This is a genomic window from Paenibacillus rhizoplanae (assembly GCF_042684125.1).
Classification (GTDB): domain Bacteria; phylum Bacillota; class Bacilli; order Paenibacillales; family Paenibacillaceae; genus Paenibacillus_AQ; species Paenibacillus_AQ rhizoplanae.
Genome location: NZ_JBHUKY010000004.1, coordinates 32,913 through 55,925, shown reverse-complemented (window position 1 = coordinate 55,925; position 23,013 = coordinate 32,913). Strand labels below are relative to the sequence as shown.

Annotated in this window: 23 protein-coding genes and 1 riboswitch; of the genes, 21 read left to right on the top strand and 2 right to left on the bottom strand. The window is 51.5% G+C overall.

What is annotated here, in order from left to right:
- Window positions 1–116: 116 nt before the first annotated feature.
- The 4 genes from ACFSX3_RS01220 (at window position 117) to rsmI (ending at window position 3,052) form a co-directional block, all read left to right on the top strand.
- Window positions 117–917 (top strand): PSP1 domain-containing protein, encoded by an 801-nt coding sequence (locus ACFSX3_RS01220; RefSeq protein ID WP_036696365.1) that lies wholly within the window; start codon window positions 117–119, stop codon window positions 915–917.
- Between the two features lie 31 nt (window positions 918–948).
- Window positions 949–1,311, top strand: coding sequence for a DNA replication initiation control protein YabA (gene yabA / locus ACFSX3_RS01215; protein ID WP_209994356.1), 363 nt, complete (start codon window positions 949–951; stop codon window positions 1,309–1,311).
- A gap of 62 nt (window positions 1,312–1,373) precedes the next feature.
- Window positions 1,374–2,150: a tRNA1(Val) (adenine(37)-N6)-methyltransferase gene (locus ACFSX3_RS01210; protein WP_209994396.1), complete on the top strand. Its 777-nt coding sequence runs from the start codon at window positions 1,374–1,376 to the stop codon at window positions 2,148–2,150.
- Window positions 2,147–3,052: a 16S rRNA (cytidine(1402)-2'-O)-methyltransferase gene (gene rsmI, locus ACFSX3_RS01205; protein WP_209994357.1), complete on the top strand. Its 906-nt coding sequence runs from the start codon at window positions 2,147–2,149 to the stop codon at window positions 3,050–3,052. The genes ACFSX3_RS01210 and rsmI overlap by 4 nt, the downstream gene beginning before the upstream one ends.
- Window positions 3,053–3,808: 756 nt before the next feature.
- Here the strand turns inward: rsmI and ACFSX3_RS01200 are convergent.
- Window positions 3,809–4,063: an AbrB/MazE/SpoVT family DNA-binding domain-containing protein gene (locus ACFSX3_RS01200; RefSeq protein ID WP_019914502.1), complete on the bottom strand. Its 255-nt coding sequence runs from the start codon at window positions 4,061–4,063 to the stop codon at window positions 3,809–3,811.
- Window positions 4,064–4,338: 275 nt separating this feature from the next.
- Here ACFSX3_RS01200 and ACFSX3_RS01195 point away from each other — a divergent pair, with 275 nt between their 5' ends.
- The 13 genes from ACFSX3_RS01195 to ACFSX3_RS01135 all read left to right on the top strand — a co-directional run bounded on the left by ACFSX3_RS01195 (window position 4,339) and on the right by ACFSX3_RS01135 (window position 17,011).
- Window positions 4,339–5,622: an HD domain-containing protein gene (locus ACFSX3_RS01195; RefSeq protein WP_209994358.1), complete on the top strand. Its 1,284-nt coding sequence runs from the start codon at window positions 4,339–4,341 to the stop codon at window positions 5,620–5,622.
- 62 nt (window positions 5,623–5,684) lie between these two features.
- Entirely contained in the window at window positions 5,685–6,455 is a 771-nt protein-coding gene (locus tag ACFSX3_RS01190; RefSeq protein WP_209994359.1) for a TatD family hydrolase, read from the top strand.
- Window positions 6,456–6,653: 198 nt separating this feature from the next.
- Window positions 6,654–6,881: riboswitch (cyclic di-AMP (ydaO/yuaA leader) on the top strand.
- Between the two features lie 286 nt (window positions 6,882–7,167).
- A complete protein-coding gene (locus ACFSX3_RS01185; RefSeq protein ID WP_209994360.1) occupies window positions 7,168–8,328 on the top strand; it encodes a 3D domain-containing protein in 1,161 nt (386 codons plus the stop codon).
- A gap of 161 nt (window positions 8,329–8,489) precedes the next feature.
- On the top strand, window positions 8,490–9,041 hold the full coding sequence (gene rnmV / locus ACFSX3_RS01180) for a ribonuclease M5 (RefSeq protein WP_209994361.1): 552 nt from the start codon (window positions 8,490–8,492) through the stop codon (window positions 9,039–9,041).
- A complete protein-coding gene (gene rsmA / locus ACFSX3_RS01175) occupies window positions 9,038–9,922 on the top strand; it encodes a 16S rRNA (adenine(1518)-N(6)/adenine(1519)-N(6))-dimethyltransferase RsmA (protein WP_209994362.1) in 885 nt (294 codons plus the stop codon). Before rnmV ends, rsmA begins: the two co-directional genes overlap by 4 nt.
- A gap of 74 nt (window positions 9,923–9,996) precedes the next feature.
- Window positions 9,997–10,905 carry a sporulation peptidase YabG gene (gene yabG, locus ACFSX3_RS01170; RefSeq protein WP_209994363.1) on the top strand — a complete coding sequence of 303 codons (909 nt, stop codon included), beginning with the start codon at window positions 9,997–9,999 and terminating at the stop codon, window positions 10,903–10,905.
- A 274-nt stretch (window positions 10,906–11,179) separates the two neighbouring features.
- Window positions 11,180–11,455 (top strand): biofilm formation stimulator Veg, encoded by a 276-nt coding sequence (gene veg / locus ACFSX3_RS01165; RefSeq protein ID WP_036696386.1) that lies wholly within the window; start codon window positions 11,180–11,182, stop codon window positions 11,453–11,455.
- Between the two features lie 229 nt (window positions 11,456–11,684).
- Window positions 11,685–11,861 carry a small, acid-soluble spore protein, alpha/beta type gene (locus tag ACFSX3_RS01160; protein WP_209994364.1) on the top strand — a complete coding sequence of 59 codons (177 nt, stop codon included), beginning with the start codon at window positions 11,685–11,687 and terminating at the stop codon, window positions 11,859–11,861.
- Window positions 11,862–12,121: 260 nt separating this feature from the next.
- Window positions 12,122–12,976, top strand: a complete 855-nt coding sequence (gene ispE, locus ACFSX3_RS01155) for a 4-(cytidine 5'-diphospho)-2-C-methyl-D-erythritol kinase (RefSeq protein ID WP_209994365.1) — start codon at window positions 12,122–12,124, stop codon at window positions 12,974–12,976.
- Window positions 12,977–13,051: 75 nt separating this feature from the next.
- Window positions 13,052–13,879 carry a pur operon repressor gene (gene purR / locus ACFSX3_RS01150; protein WP_209994366.1) on the top strand — a complete coding sequence of 276 codons (828 nt, stop codon included), beginning with the start codon at window positions 13,052–13,054 and terminating at the stop codon, window positions 13,877–13,879.
- Between the two features lie 209 nt (window positions 13,880–14,088).
- Window positions 14,089–14,376 carry a septation regulator SpoVG gene (spoVG, locus tag ACFSX3_RS01145; protein ID WP_036696395.1) on the top strand — a complete coding sequence of 96 codons (288 nt, stop codon included), beginning with the start codon at window positions 14,089–14,091 and terminating at the stop codon, window positions 14,374–14,376.
- 173 nt (window positions 14,377–14,549) lie between these two features.
- Complete coding sequence (glmU, locus tag ACFSX3_RS01140; protein ID WP_379254218.1) at window positions 14,550–15,950, top strand: bifunctional UDP-N-acetylglucosamine diphosphorylase/glucosamine-1-phosphate N-acetyltransferase GlmU; 1,401 nt, start codon at window positions 14,550–14,552, stop codon at window positions 15,948–15,950.
- Between the two features lie 107 nt (window positions 15,951–16,057).
- Entirely contained in the window at window positions 16,058–17,011 is a 954-nt protein-coding gene (locus tag ACFSX3_RS01135; protein WP_019914487.1) for a ribose-phosphate diphosphokinase, read from the top strand.
- 102 nt (window positions 17,012–17,113) lie between these two features.
- Here ACFSX3_RS01135 and ACFSX3_RS01130 read toward each other — a convergent pair whose 3' ends face one another.
- On the bottom strand, window positions 17,114–17,320 hold the full coding sequence (locus tag ACFSX3_RS01130) for a hypothetical protein (RefSeq protein ID WP_379254216.1): 207 nt from the start codon (window positions 17,318–17,320) through the stop codon (window positions 17,114–17,116).
- Between the two features lie 85 nt (window positions 17,321–17,405).
- Between ACFSX3_RS01130 and pth the strand changes: the two genes are divergently transcribed.
- From pth to ACFSX3_RS01110, 4 genes are all read left to right on the top strand, one after another.
- The gene (gene pth / locus ACFSX3_RS01125; RefSeq protein WP_209994367.1) at window positions 17,406–17,966 is read left to right on the top strand and encodes an aminoacyl-tRNA hydrolase; all 561 of its coding nucleotides are present in this window, start codon (window positions 17,406–17,408) and stop codon (window positions 17,964–17,966) included.
- Window positions 17,967–18,055: 89 nt separating this feature from the next.
- Window positions 18,056–18,286: an anti-sigma-F factor Fin family protein gene (locus tag ACFSX3_RS01120; protein WP_036696405.1), complete on the top strand. Its 231-nt coding sequence runs from the start codon at window positions 18,056–18,058 to the stop codon at window positions 18,284–18,286.
- Between the two features lie 132 nt (window positions 18,287–18,418).
- Window positions 18,419–21,943, top strand: a complete 3,525-nt coding sequence (gene mfd / locus ACFSX3_RS01115; RefSeq protein WP_209994368.1) for a transcription-repair coupling factor — start codon at window positions 18,419–18,421, stop codon at window positions 21,941–21,943.
- Entirely contained in the window at window positions 21,930–22,979 is a 1,050-nt protein-coding gene (locus ACFSX3_RS01110; protein WP_209994369.1) for a peptidylprolyl isomerase, read from the top strand. Before mfd ends, ACFSX3_RS01110 begins: the two co-directional genes overlap by 14 nt.
- The last annotated feature ends 34 nt before the right edge of the window (window positions 22,980–23,013 follow it).

The following is a 23,013-nucleotide window of genomic DNA, read 5'->3' as shown; positions in this document are numbered from 1 at the left end:
ATAATCCTCAGCACCTGGAAAGACCGGGTATAGCGGACGAGGAAGGACAAGCATGGATCATCAGGGAAGCAGTCTTGCTTAAGGGTTCCTTTACCGTCAAACAAGGGGGTTAATTTTTGTACAGCGTAGTAGGTGTCCGCTTCAAAAAAGCGGGTAAAATATATTATTTCGATCCGCTTGATTTCCCGATTGAACGCGATCAATGCGTGATTGTCGAGACTGCAAGAGGGGTCGAATACGGTAAGGTTGTCGTTGGCAAAAAAGAGGTGCAGGAAGCTGACGTTGTACTGCCGCTCAAGAAAGTCATGCGCATTGCCGGTGAAACCGACGCGCGCGTGGTGGAAGAGAATAAGGGTGCAGCGAAGGATGCTTTTACCACCTGTTTAAATAAAATCCGCGATCATGGCCTCAAAATGAAGCTGGTGGATGTGGAGTTTACGTTTGACCGCAACAAGATTATTTTCTACTTTACGGCCGAGGGCCGCGTGGATTTCCGCGAGCTGGTGAAGGACCTGGCCAGTATTTTCCGTACCCGCATTGAGCTCCGGCAGATTGGTGTGCGGGATGAAGCCAAGATGCTGGGCGGATTAGGCCCATGCGGACGGGTGCTCTGCTGCTCCTCCTGGCTTGGTGATTTCGAGCCGGTGTCCATCAAGATGGCGAAGGATCAGAATCTGTCGCTTAACCCGACCAAGATCTCGGGATTATGCGGACGGCTGATGTGTTGTCTGAAGTTTGAGCATGATAATTATGAGAGCACGAAGGAAGAAATGCCGGCCGTAGGCAAAATGGTCGTTACTTCACTGGGTGACGGCAAGGTAGTCGGTATCAATGCCGGCAGCCGCACGGTTCATGTGCAGTTGTTTGAAGTGGGTAAAGTTAAAGAACTTCCAATGGATGATGTTGTCGTCAAGTAAACCATTATAAGGTTACTTTCGGGGTGGAAACTTGGAGAAGAAAAATATATTTACACACATGCAGGAGATGGAAGCGCAGATGGATGAGATGCGCACCACTCTGGGCGATTGGAAGCAGACGGTCAAAGAGCTGATGGAAGCGAATCAGAAGCTGAGTCTGGAGAACGAGCAACTTCGTATCATATTGAAAAGGGAAGCGCCTGTAGATAAGGCCGCACTGTCTGCGGAGGCAGAGGCTATACTTGCTGCCGAAGGGAAAGAGGAGGTTGTCGGGGAAGGCTACGATAATCTGGCCCGGCTGTATCACGAAGGCTTCCATATCTGCAATGTCTACTTTGGGCATTTGCGGACGGAAGGCGATTGTCTGTTCTGCCTTTCTTTTCTTAATAAATGAGGATATCCAGCCGTAGGAGATTGTCGCCTACGGTTTTTTTGAATGTAGAGAAGGAGATTACAATGACCCATTCAATGAACAATACACCTGTACCCCTGCAAGAAGCAGAGCGGATCGATGACCTGCTCACCCATGATCTGAGAATTATCCAGAGTGACGAAGTGTTCAGCTTCTCGATGGATGCCGTGCTGCTGGCACGGTTCGCCAGTGTACCGCCGCGTGGCCGGGTGCTTGACCTGTGTACGGGTAACGGGGTCATCCCCATGCTGCTGACGACGCGGACAAAGGCTTCTATAGAAGGAATCGAGATTCAGCCCCGTCTGGCAGACATGGCCCGGCGTAGTGTGTCGCTTAACGGTCTGGAGGAGCGGGTACAGATTCATGAGGGTGATTTGCGGGAGCTTCATCTTACAGCGGGCTATGGCGTATACGATGCGATCACGGTGAATCCCCCTTATATGCCGCTGAACGGGAGCGATCTGAAGCTGAATTCCCATCAGGCGATGGCCCGCCATGAAATCGGTTGTACCCTGGAGGAGGTCATTCAGGCCTGTGTCCGGCTGGTCCGTACCGGAGGCAAAGTCAGTATGGTGCATAAGCCGCAGCGCCTCGTGGATATTATCAGTCTGATGCGGAAGCACCGGCTGGAGCCGAAGCTGATCCGCTTTGTGCATCCACGTGCCCATCTGGAAGCAAATATGGTTCTGATCGAGGCCGCGCGTGACGGGAAGCCGGAGGTGCGTTTACAACCGCCTTTAATCGTATATAATGAGGACAATCAATATTGCCCTGAGATTATGGATATTTATTACGGAAACAAAGAGGATACGAGCCAATGACCATACAATGCCAAAGCAGCTTTCAAAATAATCATGATGGAGCGAAGCCTGAAGGATGCGGATGTCTGTATCTAGTAGCTACGCCGATCGGCAATCTGGAGGATATGACTTACCGCGCAGTACGCACGCTGAAGGAATGCGATATTATCGCCGCTGAGGATACGAGACAGACGCGTAAGTTGCTGAGCCATTTTGAAATTACACCGTCCATGCTGTTCAGTTATCATGAGCATAACAAGGCCGCCAGCGGACCGGAGCTGATACGCTATATAATAGAAGGTAAAAATCTGGCACTCGTCAGCGATGCCGGTCTGCCGGCGATTTCCGACCCTGGTGCCGATCTGGTAGCTCTGGCTGTCAGTCATCAGATTCCGGTGATTCCGGTACCTGGAGCGAATGCCGCCTTGTCGGCTTTGATTGCCTCAGGATTGCCTACGGCAAGCTTCACGTTCATCGGCTTCCTGCCCAGAGAGCGCAAGGATATAAGGGCTGTTCTGGCCCCTCTGCGTGCTGCTCAAGGAACACTGCTCTTCTATGAATCGCCGCACCGCGTTGCCAAGACACTTGTTCATTTGCAGGAGGCCTTCGGCAACCGCCGGATTACACTGGCCCGTGAGCTGACCAAGCGCTATGAGGAGTTCCTGCGCGGAAGCATCGAGGAGTGCATAGCCTGGCTGGAGGAGCATCCTCCGCTTGGTGAATACGTAATCGTGCTTGAGGGAGAGAGTAAAGAGGAGGCGGAGCTGGCCGAATCTTCCTGGTGGCGCCAGCTTAGTACCGGTGAGCATGTGGCTCATTATGAAACTTCAGGCTTAACGCGTAAGGATGCTATGAAAAAGGCAGCGTCCGACCGCGGCTTGTCCAAGCGCGATATTTATAACGAACTCCTGGAGCGGAGTTAGAACACTGCTGTGCTTTCGAATTCCAGTAAAAACCTAAAAATGGGTATAATCATCTGAACACCCAATGAAATAAATGTATTTCATACACTTATATGTATAGGAAACGAACCATCAAGAGGATTTATATGGATATAAGTGTACAAAGTACACTTATAATGATCAGACGGATAAATTGGAAATAAATAGATGTACGGAATACAGTTATCCAGTTAACCCATGCTGATTTTTCATTATCCATTAACTCTAGTTCACTAAAGTAACCGATCCCAATCATGTTCAAATTCACTAGCCGCTCCACAGTAAAGCAATTCCCGCAGGGAGAGCGCTCTACGCTCATCCGTGGCACAAAACCACCCGGCGCCAGCCGCATAGGAAACCTGCCTATGCCGAAACCCTTCGCATGACAAGGTCTGAGGAATCACCGCAGGGAGGCCGAGAAGGGCCGGTTCACCGCCGAACCTTGCTTCCTTCCGCGCCAGCTGCAGAGATTCACTAAGCTTCCGGGTGTCCAGAGGGCCGGGGCCCTTGGGGCCCTCCCTTTAGGGAGGGTTTGGGAGGGTAAGAGATAGATATAAAGTTTTTGAACTTCAAGCTTGAACTTCTGATTTGAACTTCTAGTAAGTAAAAGAAAAAGGGCATCCGGGGAAAGTCCCCGAAAATAGTACAAAAAAATACCTCCCGCGCGAACGGGAGGCCAAGGAGATATAAAAAGGTTAGAATTAACAATTGGATTAGTCCTATTATACCCTATTTATTTTAGTTTGTCACAGGGGTAGGGATAGCCGAAATGCATTCATGACAAACAATTTTACCCTTGAAGTAAGTTACATTCTCAGCATTACCGCAGAAAATACAAGCAGGTTCGTATTTCTTAAGCATGATCCGCTCACCGTCCACGTAAATTTCGAGCGCATCTTTTTCTCCAATGCCTAGCGTGCGACGCAATTCAATTGGAATAACGACCCGTCCAAGCTCATCTACCTTACGTACAATTCCTGTTGATTTCATCATTACAATCGTTGCTCCTCTCAATGTTCAAAAGCGTCATTATTCGACATTCTTCACTGTTTTATGATATTTATAATACCAACCATTCCCAAAACAGTCAACCTTTTTTCAGGCTAATTTTAAGGATTTTTTTGAGAGTACATTTATACCGCGATTGATCAAGCAAATTACCTTCAAAAAGCTTATAAAGATTTTTGTCGATTTGGCAGTCGTTTAATCGCTAATATTCGACAAAGAGCGACAATATATTATATAAAACAAGAAAAGGAGATGATTTCATGAAGCAACCTTTGTCAGAAGAGAAGGTATTTAAGGACCCGGTTCACAACTACATCCATGTACAGGACACCATTATCTGGAGACTGATCAACACTATGGAGTTCCAGCGCCTGCGGCGTATCCGGCAGCTTGGCACCTCTTACTTAACCTTTCATGGAGCGGAACACAGCCGATTCTCTCATTCTCTAGGTGTATATGAGATTACGCGGAGGATTATCTCCCAATTTGAACGGAGCGGTTACAAGGACTGGATACCGGAGGAAAGACTGCTCACCTTATGTGCGGCGCTGCTGCATGATCTGGGGCATGGCCCATTTTCCCATTCTATAGAAGAAGCTTTCGAAATGGATCATGAAGACTGGACCTGCCGCATCATTCTGGAGGATACGGAGATCACGGCTATTCTGCGCGATGTGGCGGAAGATTTCCCTGGTAAAGTGGCTTCGGTCATCTCCAAAACCTATGAGCATGAAATTGTTGTCAATTTGGTGTCAGGACCGCTGGATGCGGACCGGATGGATTATCTGCTGCGGGATGCGTATTATACAGGGGTGAATTACGGAACCATAGACATCGACCGGATTCTGCGGATGCTTCGCCCTTATGACGGCCGGGTGGTGGTGAAGGAATCAGGGATGCATGCGATTGAGGATTATCTGATGTCACGGTACCAGATGTACTGGCAGGTCTATTTCCATCCGGTAACCCGCAGCTCTGAGATTATTCTGCGGCAGATTCTCCGCCGGGCCAAGGAGCTGGTGCAGCAGGAGTATGCCTTCAGATTCATGATCGAGCCCTTGAGTGATCTGTTCAGCGGAGAGGTGACGGTAGCTCAGTATCTGCTGCTCGATGAAGCCTTGATGCAGACTGCCTTCATGCAGTGGACGCTGGAGGAGGATGACATTCTGAGCGACTTGTGCAGCCGGTTTATCCATCGTAAACTGTATAAATATGTGGAGATGGAGCATCTGGATTCCGGCACCATTGACGAAATCCGCCGCAGCTTCGACGGTGCCGGACTGCGGCCCGATTATGACCTGGAAATTGATTTCCCCACCGATCTTCCTTATGATGTGTTCCGTCCGGGAGACGGGTTTGACAGCAAGCAGATTCTGCTTCTGGACAAGTATGACCAGTTGAGGGAAATCTCCGAGGTTTCGGATATTGTACGCTCTATCAGCGGCATTCACCGCGGCAGATACCATCTGTATTTTCCGCAGGACAGGCTGCAGAAAGCCCTTCCACAGCTGCCGCCGTCTATCGCAGAGATTTTTGCCAAATAATCAGATCAAGCCTGGAATTCTGGAATTATAGATAGAATCACAAGCCGAAAGGATGTAATGTAATGCAGCTATTCGACACACATACCCATCTGGATGCTCCACAATTCGACGAAGACCGCGAAGAGGTCATTGCCAGAGCACTGGAATCCGGAGTCAGCAAAATGATCAACATCGGCTTTAACCGGGAAACGATACCGACCACCATGCAGCTTGCCGAGAAATATGATTATATTTATGCAGCCGTAGGCTGGCATCCCCAGGATGCGATCAGTATGAAGGACGGAGACCTGGAGTGGATCGCCTCCCTGTGTGCTCATCCCAAGGTGGTCGCCATCGGTGAGATCGGGCTTGATTATTACTGGGACACCTCCCCTAAGGAAGTGCAGCATGAAGTATTCCGCAAGCAGATCGGGCTTGCCCGTGAGCTGAAGATGCCAATTAGTATTCATAACCGTGATGCTCATGAAGATGTCATCCGTATTCTCCGTGAGGAAAAGGCGGGCGAGGTTGGCGGCGTTATGCATTCCTTCTCCGGCAGCTGGGAAAGTGCCAAGATGTGTCTTGATTTGGGCTTCCATCTTTCTTTTGGAGGACCGATTACGTTCAAGAATGCCAGGGTACCCAAAGAGGTGCTTGCCCAGACTCCGCTGGACCGGCTTCTCATCGAAACAGACTCCCCATATCTGACTCCGCACCCGTTCCGGGGCAAGCGAAATGAGACCGCTCATGTGAGGCTGGTAGCGGAGGCAGCTGCGGCAATAAAAGGGATTGAATTACAGGAATTGGCGGAAATTACGTATGCGAACGCACTGGAACGATTTGGTATACTCTGAAAATGAGAGTAAAAGTGATGAAAAATGAAGTATAGCGGATATATTAAACTTTTATGACCGAAAAACGGCCGATTATTACAATATTTTAATCATTTTTTTACGTAAACGTGGTTGAATCGTCCTTTACAACATGTATCAAAACAGGATATCATCTTTTCAGTGCAGTGAGCTGTTGTAACTGTGACAGTCACTTTTTCATGGATCGTCTCGCTGAGTCTCCGGATGGAGAACGGGGGAACCAATAATGCTCTGCCGCATGAACGTATGAGAGTACAACACAGAATTGCCGCAGACTTTATTTGATTTCTTTACGTGGTCTTTGGGGTGAATTTGAGGGCAACCGCCGTGAGCGGGTGACCTGAGATAGGGCGTCTCTCTTATGCCCGAACCCGACAGCTAACCCCGTAAGCGCAAGTAAGAGAGGAAACCTCGTGCATAAGCATTCCCGCGTTTTTGACACCGGAGAAGCCACGAAAGAGTCCTCCATGAACTCTTTTTAGGCTTTTTTTGTTTTGAATAACGCGGATGCTCCCGGCATACTGTTGTATAACAGATATCCGGAGTAACTATGCCGAGCAGGCGATCCATGAGCAGGAAACGCTGAAGCAATGCGGGCGTATCCTGTTGCAATCTCAAACCTAGTTTCGTCAGAAGTGATACAGTCACCTTGATATAACTTAGACGACGGGGCTATGTAAGGAGGATGGAGAGAGTGGGCGTATTCCAACCAGAGGTATCCCATGATTCGCAATCATCCAGCAGGTCTATCGCATTACGGTTGAAGCAAGTAAATCCCCGCGTAGTTTTACTTGCCGGTGTGGTATCGATTGTTATCGCACTGTTAATTCTGCTGTACGTACACGGTCAGAGCAAAAAGGAAATTACTCTAGTAATAGACGGACAGGTACAGACACTGGAGACGCGGGAAACGCTGTTCAGTGATGTGCTGGCTAAGGAACAGATTTCGCTGCAGGCGCATGATGAATTATCTATTGGCCTTAGTGATGAAATAAAAGACGGCGACCGTATCGTGATTAACACTGCGCAAAAGTTCGCTCTTACCGTAGACGGGAAGACCGAGACGTTATTTACGACCGAGGATACCATTGGTCAGGCCATTGGCAAACTGGGCCTCAGCCTGGAAGGCTTAGACAAGATTTACCCTTCGCTAGAAACCGCAGTATCTGCAGACATGGAAATCAAAATTGTCCGGATTAACAAGCATGTGGTTCAACGGACAACCAATTTGCCTTTCCGGGTAATCAAGACAGCAGACCCCTCTTTGACCAAGGGAACCGTAAGAGTTGCACAGGCAGGCAAGCCGGGCGTAATGATCCAGCACATCGAGAAGATTTATCAAGATGGCGAGCTGGCCACCATGCGCATGATCGGCAAAGAAGTACAGACGGTTACCAAGGACAAAGTCATTGCCATTGGTACCAAGCCGCTTCCTAAGCCCGCTCCTGTTGTTGCCAAAGTTTCCAAACCTGTAACAACCTCCAAGTCATCTAAAGCCAGTGCAAAGGCCAGCAATGTTACCAGTAAAGCTGGTGTGGATTTTGAGTACAAAAGAATGATTAAGAACGTATCCATGACCGCGTATTCCTCGCAAGAACCGGGTATTGGAACACGTACCGCCTCCGGCACACGCGTAACGGAAGGCCGCACTATAGCTGTAGATCCAAGTATTATACCAATCGGCTGGTGGGTGTACATTGAAGGATTAGGGTTTCGCCGAGCAGAGGATACCGGCGGTGCCATCAAAGGCAACAAGGTGGATGTCTATTACGATTCACTGAGCCATGCCCGTAATTTCGGACGTAAGTCGCGGACACTCTATGTGATCGGACCTGTGAAGCCGGAGCTGAACTAAACGTAAAGTCTTTTGCAAATTAACGGTTAATACGATATAGTGAGGGAAGCACTTACGAAATTTTAGAGAGCTGCCGCTCATCACTTATACATTCTTTAGCCAAAAAGAAGGGGAGCGAATCCTCTTCTTTTTGCGTTCTGGAGTAAGGAGTAACATTATTTATGATTAAAGAGCTGATTGTGGTTGAAGGGAAAAGCGATACCGTTGCTGTTAAGCGGGCGGTAGAGGCAGATACGATCGAAACCGGGGGCTCGGCAGTGGACCGCAAGGTCATTGCCAAGATCCAGCTTGCCATGCAGCGCCGGGGCGTAATCATTCTTACGGACCCGGATCATGCCGGGGAGCGGATCCGCAAAATTGTCGCGGCCAAGGTACCGGGGTGCAAGCATGCCTTCATCCCGGAGAAGGATGCAACCCGCAAAGGGGATATCGGGATAGAGAACGCTTCGCCTGAGGCCATCCGCCATGCGCTGGAGCATGTGCATACCTCCTTCGAGGGGGCGCCGGTCATCATCGGGCTGGATGAGCTCATGGCCGGAGGGCTAATGGTGCATCCCCGCGCCGCAGAGCGCAGAATGCAGCTGGGCAATCTGCTCGGTATCGGTTATTGCAATGGCAAGCAGCTGTACAAACGTCTGGCGATGTTCGGCATTACCCGCGAGGAGTTCGCGCAGGCCCTCGCCCAAATTGATCAGGGAGGCATTACTTCATGAGTGGTACCGAGAACATCTCGTCCCCAACAAGAACCAAAGCGATAATTCAGCGTTACAAATTTTCCTTCAAAAAAAGCCTGGGCCAGAACTTTCTGATCGATCAGAATATTCTGGACAAAATAGTGGATGCCGCCGGTCTGGACAGCACAGCCGGTGCGCTTGAGATTGGACCGGGGATCGGAGCCCTGACGGAAAGATTGGCGATGACGGCCGGGGCCGTCACTGCGGTGGAGATTGACCGCAGGCTGATTCCTATCCTCAGGGACGTCCTTTCGCCCTATCCCCATGTGAAGATCCGCAATGACGATGTGCTGAAGGTGAATTTGCAGGAGCTGTTCGCTGAGGATTTCGCCGGCAGGGACCGGGTTAGTGTCGTAGCTAACCTGCCGTATTATGTGACCACACCTATACTCATGAAGCTGCTGGAAGAGAAGCTGCCGCTGGATAATATCGTGGTGATGATTCAGAAGGAGGTTGCTGAGCGTATGGCAGCGTCTCCGGGCGGCAAGGAGTACGGCAGTCTGAGTATTGCCGTTCAGTATTACAGCGAGCCTGAGCTGGTCTGTATGGTGCCGCGTACCGTGTTCATCCCGCAGCCGAATGTGGAATCGGCTGTGATCCGGCTGAAGGTCAGAGAGCGTCCTCCGGTGGAGGTAGCGGACGAGAAGCATTTCTTTGGTGTGGTTCAGGCGTCCTTTACCCAGCGGCGCAAGACGATTGCTAATAATCTTAAGGCCCGCTTCTTCCCGGAAGAAGGGCGTGAGCGCCTGGAGGCGCTGCTCTCTGAGGCCGGTATTGAACCCTCACGGCGCGGCGAGACGCTTAGCATTGAAGAATATGCACGGCTCAGTGCGGTTCTTCTGGCCGCAGGCATCGCATAGAATACAGAAAACCCTCCCGGGGGATGAACCAACCGGGGCCTTTGCCCATAACATGGGGTAGAGGTGGTGTTGTGATGAATCTAGGAGACTTGGTCATTCGTAAATCCTATGGCGGCGATGTGACCTTCCGGGTAGACAATATATTGCAGAATAGAGCAGTCATTAAAGGCACGGAGTTCCGTTTGCTGGCGGATTCCCCGCTGGAGGATCTGGTTCAGGTGCCTCCTACACGGGTTACCGAGCGGGGACAGCGTGCGCAGATCAAGGCAACAGAATCCTTAACCTGGCTGCGTAAAGACCGGCAGGTGCAGAGCCAGCGAAGCGGAGAGAGCGTATCGGGGACCACGGGGACCTGGGGTCAATCTCCGAAGGAAGCGGCTTATTTTGAAGTGCCGGGCAAGGTCCTGCATTTGGATGGGGACGCGCTCTATCTGAAGAAGAGCCTGAGCCTCTACGAGCAGCTGCGCATACCGGCAGAGGGACATCATGTCCATGAATCCAAAATGGCGGAAACGCTGTTCCGGCTGCTGCCCCGTGTGCGTCCCGATATCGTTGTGATTACCGGTCATGATGGAGTACTTAAGCAACAACAGAATTATGATCTGTACAGTCTGAGCAGCTATAAGAACTCACAGAATTTTGTGGCAGCCATCCGGGTAGCCCGTGAATATGAGCGGAATTTCGATGCCTTGACGATCGTAGCCGGAGCCTGCCAGTCGCACTTCGAAGCCCTCCTGGGCAATGGTGCCAACTTCGCCAGCTCCCCGGGCAGAATACTCATTCATGCCCTGGACCCGGTGTATATCGCGGCCAAGGCCTCCTTCACTTCCATCCGTGATACGGTGAACTTAAGCGATGTTCTGAACCATACGATCAGCGGTAGCCAGGGGATGGGCGGAATAGAGACGCGAGGCAGCTTCCGTATCGGAATGCCCCAGCTGCAGAATCTGGCAACGCTGAAGGTAGCGCCTTCGATGCTGTAAGCGGGCAAGCGGTAATTGAATAGATGGAAGAACAGGGTAAGCACTATTTGTGCTTATCCTGTTTTTATTGGAGTAGGGGGACAGCTTCTGGCAGAAGGATGGGCTATGATGCTGCCCTCGCCGTTACCGCTAACAAGGTGCTAAAGACAGGACTTTCCCCGTCTAAAAAAATTCCGTTGACAACTTTTTTGTCTTCATCTATAATTATTTATTTAATTTGACAACGTCATAAGGAAGTTGTATAATGGACAAGGAAAGAGGTGGTCGTCAGGTAATGGCTAATAACGCGCTGTTAGAAATTAAACGCAGTCTTGAAGCTCACGTCGGTCATAAGATCACGTTGCGGGCTAACGGTGGCCGTCGTAAGACCGTTGAACGCACCGGTGTCCTGGAAGAAACGTACCCTTCTGTATTTATTGTCAAACTTGATCAGGAGCAGCAGACCTTCAAGCGTGTCTCCTATAGCTATGCCGATATACTTACTGAATCTGTGGAAATCACAGTTACCGAAGACGATGGGCAGATGCGGATTATGTATATCAAAGCTTAGCGTCATGGCAGTCTCCCTTGCAGGGGGGCTGTTTTTTGATAGAATTTTTATGTTTTGGGGTCCCCGCAAAGTACCTGAGTCATCATCGAAGCTAAAGCCCCACTTTGTGGGGTTATTTTGCATGTAGGGGGTCTTCCTGAATTATGCTGCATGACACTTGCCCCTTGGCTGCATACTACATAGGCAGTACGTACGTTCATCATAGGGCAGCATAAAGGAGGAATTCGTAATGAGCCGCAGAAGACGGAGTATGATGTCGGAGGAATTGAAGACGGAGCTTGCCAAGGAGCTTGGGTTCTACGAAACGGTTGAGCAGCAGGGCTGGGGCGGAATCCGGGCAGTTGATGCCGGGAATATGGTGAAGCGGGCCATTCAACTGGCGGAGCAGGCTGCGCGCAAATCATAAGAGCTGTAGCGGTGTTCTGCCGCACCGGGGTATCGCCAGCTGGCGGTACCTTTTCTGCTTGAAATATAAGCGTATTTATACGTTTTACACTATAAATTATCCTTCTATTTCTCGCCGAAACGGTACCGTCCTTTAAAAAGAACGGTAAAGCCGTTTCCACTTGATAGAACCGGATGTTTATTTAATGGACTTCACTGCCAGTTTCTCATATAATATGTTAAGTTGTTTTTTACGGGAAAAGCTGAGGGTGGGTGAACGCCTTGAAAATGTATGAGAAGGCACCGGCAAAAATTAATCTGATGCTGGATGTTCTGCATAAGCGGGCTGACGGATTTCATGAAGTGGAAATGATAATGACAATGGTCGATCTGGCGGACCGTCTGGAGCTGTCGGAGCTGAAGCGGGATTCGATTATTATCTCAAGCCAGGCCGGATATATTCCGCTGGATGAGAAGAATCTGGCCTTTCAGGCTGCAAGACTGATCAAGGACCGGTATAACGTGAGAAACGGTGTACATATCCATCTGGACAAAAGAATTCCGGTCGCTGCTGGCCTCGCCGGCGGCAGCAGCGACGCTGCGGCTACGCTGCGCGGCCTGAACCGGCTCTGGCGTCTGGGTATCCCGGTGCAGGAGCTGCAGGAGCTAGGTGCCGAGCTGGGTTCGGATGTCCCCTTCTGTGTCACAGGAGGCACTGCCCTGGCTACGGGCAGAGGAGAACGGCTGACCCGTATCACGAATCCGCCGCAAATGTGGGTCATCCTGGCGAAGCCGCCGATCAATGTATCGACGGCTGAGGTATACGGCCGCGTGCGCGCAAGCAGCATAACAGTGCATCCGTCCGCGCTCCAGATGCAGCAGGCCATTGAGGCCGGTGACTTCGCAGGCGTCTGTGCGGGCCTCGGCAACGTGCTGGAGGATGTGACCCTGAAGCTGCATCCTGAGGTGCAGCAGCTCAAGGAAGCGATGCTGAAGCTGGGTGCGGACGGCGTGCTGATGTCGGGAAGCGGTCCGACTGTATTTGGCCTCGTCTCCAAGCAATCCAAGGTGGCAAGAATCTATAACGGGCTGCGCGGATTCTGCAAGGAAGTCTATGCAGTGCGTTCACTTAGCTAAGTGGTTTCGCTTGTATAAATCCGTACAATAATGATATTATTCATAGTAATATTCGGTTTTGGCGAGGAGCATTCCGTGAAAAAACTTAAACGAAGCCAACGGTTAGTTGACATGACTCAATTTTTACTGGAGAAGCCGCACGATCTGCTGCCGCTGTCCACTTTTGCAGAGCGGTACGGTGCGGCGAAGTCATCGGTCAGCGAGGACCTGGCTATCATAAAAGAGGTATTTGAAGGAGAAGGAATGGGCGAGCTGCAGACACTGGCCGGGGCAGCGGGCGGAGTACGGTATATTCCGCGCATGCCTATGGATATGGCGCTTGCCTTCGTGAACCGGCTGTGCGGGCAGCTTGAGCAGAGCGACCGGATTTTGCCCGGCGGTTATCTGTACATGTCCGATCTGCTCGGCCTTCCGTCCCTGATGGAACAGGCCGGCAAGATCATTGCCACCGCCTTCTACGGGGTGGAGATTGATGTTGTGATGACGGTGGAGACCAAAGGGATTCCGCTCGCTTATTCAACGGCTGCGCAGCTCGGGCTGCCGGTAGTGCTAGTCCGCCGCGACCATCAGGTAACGGAGGGCTCGGCTGTAAGTATCAACTATGTATCGGGTTCCCATAAGAGCATTCATACGATGTCCCTGTCCAGACGGGCGCTGCGCGAGAAATCCCGGGTGCTGATTGTCGATGACTTCATGAAGGCAGGCGGTACTGTACGCGGAATGGTCGATCTGCTGGGTGAGTTCAATGCTGAGGTCGCAGGTGTAGGCGTGCTCGTAGAGTCCGGCGCCGTGGAGAATGAAGAACGTCTGCTGCATGACTACGTGTCGCTGGTGAAGCTGACAGAGGTGGACTCTAAGGTGCGGCGCATTTCGGCATTTCCGGGCAACTATTTCTCCTCCTGACGAGCGGGAAGTGCCGGTTCTGAAAAGCAGTGCATAATGTCGAAACTATGAGGATTCTTAAGATAACTGCACGAAATCTGTCGAAATTAGGGATTCGGCAAAAATAATCTTCTTAATCAGGCATTATTTGGAATGAAAAAGAAGGAATTCGCTTTGCTGTGTGGAATTATACACCAAGTCTCTGATGGAAAAAGGTGGTGAACACACACATGCAAATTACGGATGTCAGACTCCGCCGCGTCAACTCTGAGGGGAGAATGAAAGCAATCGCATCCATTACAATCGATAACGAGTTTGTTGTTCATGACATTCGCGTCATCGACGGGAATAACGGGATGTTTGTTGCAATGCCCAGCAAGCGTACACCTGACGGAGAATTCCGCGATATCGCACACCCGATTTCTTCGGGAACGCGCGAAAAGATTCAATCTGCGGTTCTGGCCGAGTACGAACGTGCCGCTACGGAAGAAGAAGAAGTTATTGAAGAGGGAGCTTAAGCGGTGAACCGCTGACTCTCTGGGATTTGCCGCCTCCCCAGGGCGGCATTAGGCCATACCGGATTTTATTGGGGTTCGAAGAAAAGGGAATCATGCCTGCATGGTTCTCTTTTCTTTTTGCCCGGAATGAGATATATTCAGTAGTGAGTTCAAGAAGTAGGAGGTTGGCATTCTTGAAAAGAATGGCTGTTGTACTTGCTGCAGGTCAAGGCAAGCGCATGAAATCTAAATTATACAAGGTACTGCACCCTGTCTGCGGTAAACCGATGGTAGGGCACGTGCTTGATACAGTGAAGGCGACCGGGTGTCAGCGTAACGTAGTTGTCGTAGGACACGGCGCCGAGAAGGTTAAGGCATACTTAGGTGAGGATGCCGAATATGTGCTGCAGGGGGTCCAGCTTGGAACCGGCCATGCCGTCAAGCAGGCCAAGGATCTTCTTGGAAGTGAAGAGGGAACCACCATTGTCATCTGCGGAGATACACCGCTTGTGATGAAGGAGACGCTCGAAGGCATGATGGCGCTGCATGAAGCGCAGAACGCTGCTGCAACGGTCCTTACGGCTGTTATGGAGCAGCCTGCCGGATATGGCCGGATTATCCGCGGTGAAGATGGCGGAGTGCTGAAGATTGTGGAACAGAAGGACTGCACGGAGAGTGAAGCTGCGGTTCACGAAATCAATACAGGGACGTACTGTTTTGATAACGCCAAGCTCTTTGCTGCTCTGGAGAAGGTTACGAACACCAACAACCAGCAGGAGTATTATTTGACGGATGTCATCGGCATACTCCGGGCGCAGGGCGATATCGTACTGGGTTACCAGACCCATGATGCCACAGAGTCCATTGGTGTGAATGACCGACTGGCGTTGTCAGAAGCCGAAGGCTATATGCGTCAGCGCATCAACCGGGGGCATATGCTCGGCGGAGTAACTATAATCGACGCGGCTTCAACCTATATCGGGGCAGATGTTGAGATTGGAGCAGATACGGTGCTCTATCCGGGCACGGTGCTCAAAGGCAAGACCGTGATTGGTGAGGATTGTGTGATCGGACCGGCGAGCGAAATTGAAGACTGCGTGATTATGGACGGAGCGGTGGTTAAGCAATCCGTGCTGAATCAGGCTAAGGTCGGCGCACGGGCTTCCGTTGGGCCTTTTGCATATTTACGTCCGGGTGCCGTGCTTGGCGAAGAGGTCAAGGTCGGCGATTTCGTGGAGATCAAGAATGCTACGATCGGTGACGGCTCCAAGGTGTCTCATTTAAGTTATGTAGGTGATGCTGAGGTCGGCAAGAATGTGAATATCGGCTGCGGCGCAATCACCGTTAATTATGACGGCTATAATAAGTTCAGAACCGAGATCGGTGACGATGCCTTTATCGGCAGCAACGTGAATCTTGTCGCTCCGGTAACGGTAGGCAAAGGCGCATTTGTTGTCGCCGGCTCCACCATCACCCGTCCGGTTGCAGAGAACGATCTGGCGATTGCCAGAGCAAGGCAGGAGAATAAGCCGGGTTATGCAGAGAAGATCCGCTCCCGGGCCAAAGCGAAGAAAGACCAGCATAGTCCATCGTAAAGCTGTAAGCAGAAAGCAGCTGTAGGCTTAAAGCGCCGGACGGACTTCTTGCACATCCGCGCCGGCACTTTGGCAAGTTAAATTCCGTCACGGAGGGTTTATATTTTATGACTTATTGCGATTCCAAACTCAAGATTTTCACCTGCAACTCCAATCCTAAGCTGGCCAGCCAGATTGCCGATTATATCGGTATTCCGATGGGCGAGTCCCATACGACCAGCTTCAGTGACGGAGAGATTCAGGTTAAGCTGTCGGAGAGTGTCCGGGGCTGTCATGTCTATATCGTACAGTCCACCTGCGGACCGGTGAACGACAATCTGATGGAGCTTCTGGTTATGGTAGATGCGCTTAAGCGTGCCTCTGCAAAGAGCATCAATGTCGTGATTCCTTACTACGGGTATGCCCGTCAAGACCGTAAGGCCCGTTCCCGTGATCCGATTACGGCCAAGCTGGTAGCGAACCTGATTGAGAAGGCAGGTGCACATCGCGTCATTACCATGGACCTTCATGCGATGCAGATTCAAGGCTTCTTCGACATTCCTGTGGATCATCTGCTGGGTGTTCCGATTCTGGCCCAATACTTCCGTTCCAAGCAAATTCAGAACCCGGTAGTCGTCTCTCCTGACCATGGCGGTGTGGTACGTGCCAGAAAGCTGGCCGACTTCCTCAACGCTCCGCTGGCGATCATCGACAAGCGCCGTCCTGAACCGAACGTCAGTGAGGTTATGAACATTATCGGTAACATTGAAGGCAAAACAGCGATTCTAATCGATGATATCATCGATACGGCAGGAACGATCGTTCTGGGAGCCAATGCTCTGATGGAAGGCGGCGTGAAGGAAGTCTACGCCTGCTGTACGCATCCTGTATTGTCCGGTCCGGCGCATGAACGTCTGGAGAACTCGCCGATCAAAGAAATTATCGTGACGGATACCATTCCTATTCGCAGCAGCAACCCGACATCCAAGCTCAAGGTGCTGTCCGTAGCTCCGCTTATGGGTGAAGCTATCATTCGCGTGCATGAAGAGCTGTCGATCAGCAAGCTGTTCGAAATCGAATAGACTGCAGTCAGATCAGCAGAAAAAGGGTTACACCTTTCGTCAAGCGGAAGGTGTAACCCTTATCGGCGTGATGCAGCGGCCGGGACTGAGGTTAAATAGGCTTCAATATCCCGGACGGGAGATGAAGGTGAAGAGGCTGCGGTTGTACAGTGTACCCTGCAGCTCTACGAAGCCTTCATCCACCGCTGTAATCACACCGATGTCTACGTGCGCGTTCCCCCTATAGACTTCAACAGGCACAGCATATTGAATATGGTACTGGAAATGGCGCTGCAGTGTTAAAATATCGCCCTGATGTGGCATGTTCATCACCTGTCTCCGGAGTATAAACTTATTGTACCAAAAACGGAACTCTTCTGCTGAGAGTACCGGGTGGAAAGGATAAACCTTAATTATGAAATGGATTGTTGGACTTGGGAATCCCGGACCGCAATACGCTAAAACCAAACATAATGTCGGCTTCATGGCCCTCGATGTGCTTGCGTCCAGACACGGAATTGCTTTTAACCAGAATAAATGCAAATCGGTGATCGGTGAAGGGGTGATCGGCGGTGTGAAGACGGTACTGATCAAACCGATGACCTTCATGAATCTGTCGGGGGAAGCGGTACGGGCTTATATGGATTATTATAAGGTCCAGCTGGAAGATTTGATTGTAGTCTATGATGATCTGGACACGGAGCTGGGCAAGATCAGGCTGCGTTACCAGGGCAGTGCCGGCGGGCACAACGGTATCAAGTCCATCATTCAACACACGGGCACCCAGAGCTTCAACCGGGTGCGGATGGGGATATCCCGTCCGGAGCCGGGCTTTGCTATAGTGGACTATGTATTGTCTACCTTCGCCAAGAAGGATGGAGCAAGGCTTGAGAGCATGATAAGTGATACTTGCGATGCTGTGGAATACAGCCTGCAGCACACCTTTGAACAGACCATGGCCAAATTCAACGGATGAAATACAAGGCATAGGGCTCAGGAATTGAGGCTAAAGCCATCCCAGGCGGGGCATACTGGAGGTATATACTACCTTCAGGAGGCATATAGATGGCAATACACTATGTATGCAGGCACTGCCGGACGTTCTTGGGAAGCATTGGCAGAAGCGATATCACAGAGATGCAGCTGGGGCTGCAATCCTTGACCCCTGCGGAGCGCAGAGATATAATAGCGTATGATTCAGAAGGCGAGATTACGGTGAAGGTGACCTGCGATTACTGCAAGCAGGCGCTGGATAACAACCCCGAGCTCAGTCTGCTGGCCAGTCCGCTTCAGTAAGGTGGAAGCGCCTGTCTCTATCGTCATCCGCAAGCCTTGGCCTTATCCGCTAAGGCTTGTTTTCGATTCCAATTATAATAGGTGACAGCGGCGCTGCCGTTGTCAGCCTGTTTAGTAAGAGAGGTGCACCTGTTGTTACAAGGTCTTATAGAAGCTTTTTCGAAGGATTCCGATTTCCAGTCTGTCACTCGCGGTATCGCTGCAGGTATGAAGGAACAGCTTATCTCCGGTCTGTCCGGCTCGGCCAGACAAATCATGCTGGCTGCGTTGCATGAAGAGGTGCAGCGTCCGCTGCTGGTAGTGACCCATAATATGTTCTCGGCCCAGAAGATGGCTGAGGATTTGCAGGAAGCGCTTTCCCCGGAGCAGGTGCTGCTCTATCCGGCGAATGAGCTGGTGGCGGCTGAAGCCGCTGTCTCAAGTCCCGAGACGCTGGCCCAGCGGATTGATGTGCTGACACGCTGCGCCAAGGGCTTCCGTGGAATCGTAGTGGTTCCATACTCCGGCGTGCGGAGGCTGCTTCCCGCTCCACATATCATGGCTGAAGCCCAGCTTACGGTTTCGCAGGACGGAACCCTTTCGCTCGATGACTTCCTTATGTCCATGATTGAGATGGGTTATGAGCGGGTGGAGCGTGTAGAGAACCGTGGTGAGCTAAGTGTACGCGGCGGTATTATCGACTTCTATCCCATGACCTCTCCACTGGCTTACCGGGTGGAGCTGTTTGATGATGAGGTAGACTCCATTCGTACCTTCGATCCTATGGATCAGCGCTCCATTGATAAGGTCCGCAGTGTGAAGATTACACCGGCCAAGGAGATTATCGCTGATCAGCTCCGCCAGGATGCGGCTTCTTCTGCTGCATCTGCGATGCTGGAGCGGCAGCTGGAGAAGATGAGTGACCGTCAGGCCAAGCTGCGCCTGCGTGAGGAAATGGGCCGGGAGCTGGAGATGCTGCGGCAGGGCACCTATTTCCCGGAGGTCTATAAATATATCAGTCTGCTGTATCCGGAACGCTCTCATTTGTATGATTACATGGCTCAGGATACCTTGCTTGTCCTGGATGAGCCGGCCAGACTTCTGGAGACCGCCAAGCAGCTGGAGCGGGATGAGTCGGAATGGAATCTGCACTTGCTGCAGAACGGCAAAACGCTGCCCGAGCTGCATCTCTCTGTCGACAGCGATGTTATTATGTATCAGCGTCCGTTTCAGAGCCTGTTTATGTCGATTTTTCTGCGCCAGGTTCCGCATATTCAGCCACAGAACATTCTGGGCTTCATCAGCCGTGGAATGCAGGATTTCCATGGTCAGATGAATGTGCTGAAATCCGAGATGGAGCGCTGGCATAAGTCCGGCGTGAAGGTTGTGATGCTCGCGAATGGCGAGGAGCGGATGGAACGCATCCGCCGGGTGCTGGAGGACTATGGCATCGAAGAGCCAACCATCCTGCAGGGCAACCTAGGCTCCGGCTTTGAGCTTCCTTCGATTCATCTGGCTGTGATTACTGAAGGTGAGATGTTCTCGCAGAAGCAGCGCAAGGCGCGGAAGGTCTCCAAGAGCATTGATAATGCCGAACGGATTAAGAGCTATACCGAGCTGAAAATTGGGGATTATGTGGTTCATCAGAATCACGGGATCGGCAAATATATGGGCATCGGGACGCTTGAGGTCAGCGGCATTCACCGTGACTATATGCACATCCTCTATGCAGGAGGCGACAAGCTCTCTGTTCCGATTGAACAGATTGATCTGATTCAGAAATATGTAGGCTCGGAAGACAAGGAGCCTAAGGTATATAAGCTGGGCGGTAATGAATGGACACGCGTTACCAGCAAGGTGCGGAGCTCCGTCCAGGATATTGCCGATGATCTGATCAAACTGTACGCGGAGCGCCAGAGCGCGCTTGGCTATGGCTTCGAGAAGGATACGCAGGAGCAGCACGAATTCGAAGAGATGTTCCCGTATGAGGAGACTCGTGACCAGCTTAGAGCGATCGAAGAGATCAAGAAGGATATGGAGCAGAACCGTCCGATGGACCGCCTGCTCTGCGGCGATGTAGGCTATGGCAAGACAGAGGTGGCGATCCGGGCTGCTTTTAAATCTGCGATAGAAGGCAAGCAGGTGGCGGTACTCGTGCCGACGACCATTCTGGCGCAGCAGCACTATGAGACCTTCCGCGAGCGCTTCGCCAATTATCCGTTGAATATTCAGGTGCTGAGCCGGTTCCGCAGCCGCAAGGAGCAGAATGAGACGATCAAGGGAGTACGCCAGGGGACTGTGGATGTGATTATCGGCACCCACCGGCTGCTCTCACAGGATCTGGTCTTCAAGGACCTGGGCCTTCTGATTGTCGATGAAGAGCAGCGTTTCGGCGTGACCCACAAGGAGAAGCTGAAGCGGCTGAAGACCAATGTTGATGTATTGACTCTGACAGCAACGCCGATTCCCCGCACGCTGCATATGTCGATGCTCGGGGTGCGTGACTTGTCAGTTATTGAGACACCACCGGAGAACCGCTTTCCCGTACAGACGTATGTCGTAGAGCACAGCCAGACGCTGACCCGGGAAGCGGTAGAGCGCGAGCTGGCCCGTGGCGGGCAAGTCTACTATCTGTACAACCGTGTACAGGGTATTCAGGAAATGGCGGCGCAGATATCCATGCTGGTGCCGGAGGCAAGAGTGGGTATCGGACATGGGCAGATGTCAGAATCCGAGCTGGAGAAGACGATTCTCGACTTCCTGGACGGAGAGTATGATGTGCTGGTCAGCACCAGTATTATAGAGACGGGTGTCGATATTCCTAACGTGAATACACTTATCGTTCATGATGCTGACAAAATGGGCCTGTCCCAGCTGTATCAGCTGCGCGGACGCGTCGGCCGTTCCAACCGGATTGCTTATGCCTACTTCACCTACCAGCGCGATAAAGTGCTGACAGAGGTGGCTGAGAAGCGCCTGCAGTCCATCAAGGAATTCACGGAGCTGGGATCAGGCTTCAAAATCGCCATGCGCGATCTCTCCATCCGGGGAGCGGGCAATCTGCTGGGGGCGGAGCAGCACGGCTTCATTGCCTCAGTCGGCTTCGACCTGTATTCGCAAATGCTGGCGGAGGAAATCCGCAAACGTAAGGTAAGCGTGCTTGGTGAGGAGGATACTTCGCTGAAGCAGGGGAATACGGTCATTGATTTGTCGATTGACGCCTATCTTCCTTCCGAGTATATTTACGACAGTATCCAAAAAATAGAAATCTATAAAAAAGTGGCTGCGGTAGCTACCTTCGAGGACGCCTCGGAGCTTGAGGATGAGCTGCTGGACCGGTTCGGCGAATTGCCGGAGGCCGTTATTAATCTGCTCTCTGTGGCCCGGCTGAAGGTCTACGGCAAGCTGTACGGCATGGAATCCATGGTCCGGCGCGGGGATGAGGTAGCACTTAATTTCCACGAGGGAAGCCTCGGGGCCTTTGATACGGCAAAGCTCGCCAAAGTTGGTAATAGCTTTGAAAGGCGTGTACAATTTGATAAGGATGCCCAGGCAACCATTCGGATCAAAGCTAAGGATTTAGGTGACAAGGAGCTGCTGGATGTGCTGGAGCAATTCCTGGCGGCAGCCAAACAGTCTTTAAAATCGAAGGGAGAATTACACAATGTCGTTAAATAAAAAATCCTGGAAGGTACTGGTGGTCTCGCTGACCGCAGCCCTGTCCTTCTCCATGCTTGCTGCCTGCAGCAATAAAAGTGATGATACTGCGGTGGCAACGTATAAGGGCGGCACCATTACCCAGAAGGAATTCAATCTGGATACCCGCATAATGAAATTCCTGTCCCCTGAGCAGGCGCAGTATCTGGAGATTGATATGTTCAAGGAGTCCATCCTGAAGCAGGAGGTCGCGTTCGAATACTTGGCGGACAAGGCCACGGATGAAGCGAAGAAGGCTGCGGAAAAAGAGGTCGATACACAGATCGGCTCTATCAAGACTGCGCTGGGCGACAAATACAAAAGCACGCTGAAGGAACAGGATCTGAGCGAATCGGACCTGCGTTCGTATATGAAGCGTGTACTTACCGTATATCAGGACATGCTGCTGAAGTTAACGGACGAGCAGGTCAAGACCCATTATGAAGCCACCAAGGCTGACTATACAGTGGCTACACTGCGTCATGTATTGGTTGGCTTGACCGATAGTGCCGGTAAGGAGCGTACTGATGCCGATGCGCTGAAACGCGCCCAGGAAGTGAAGGCGAAGCTGGATGGCGGTGCGGACTTTGCTGCAGTGGTGAAGGAATATACAGATGATACCGCTACAAAGGAAACCGGCGGTGAATATAAGGAACAGCCTCTGGCCAAATTTGTAGAAGAGTTCAAGGCTGCGGCCCAGACGCTTCCGCTGAATACGATCAGTGATCCGATCAAGACCAGCTTCGGGTATCATGTTATGAAGGTTGAAGCCCGCAAGGACACTACTTTCGATACGCTGACTGCCGACCAGCTCAAAGCCGTGAAGAACGCTGCGGCTTCTGCGAGCCTGGAGACCTTCCTGGAGAAGGACCTGGATAGTCTGGAGATTAAAATCAATCTGCCGAAGAGTTCTGCTGCTGCAGGCAGCGCGGGAGCCACAGCTACACCGGCTCCGGCTGCGGGTAGTGACACGCCAGCCGCTACAGATGCACCGGCTGCTACAGAAGCCGCCAAATAAATTAAGGCTGGACAAGCCGCCTGATGCGCTACGC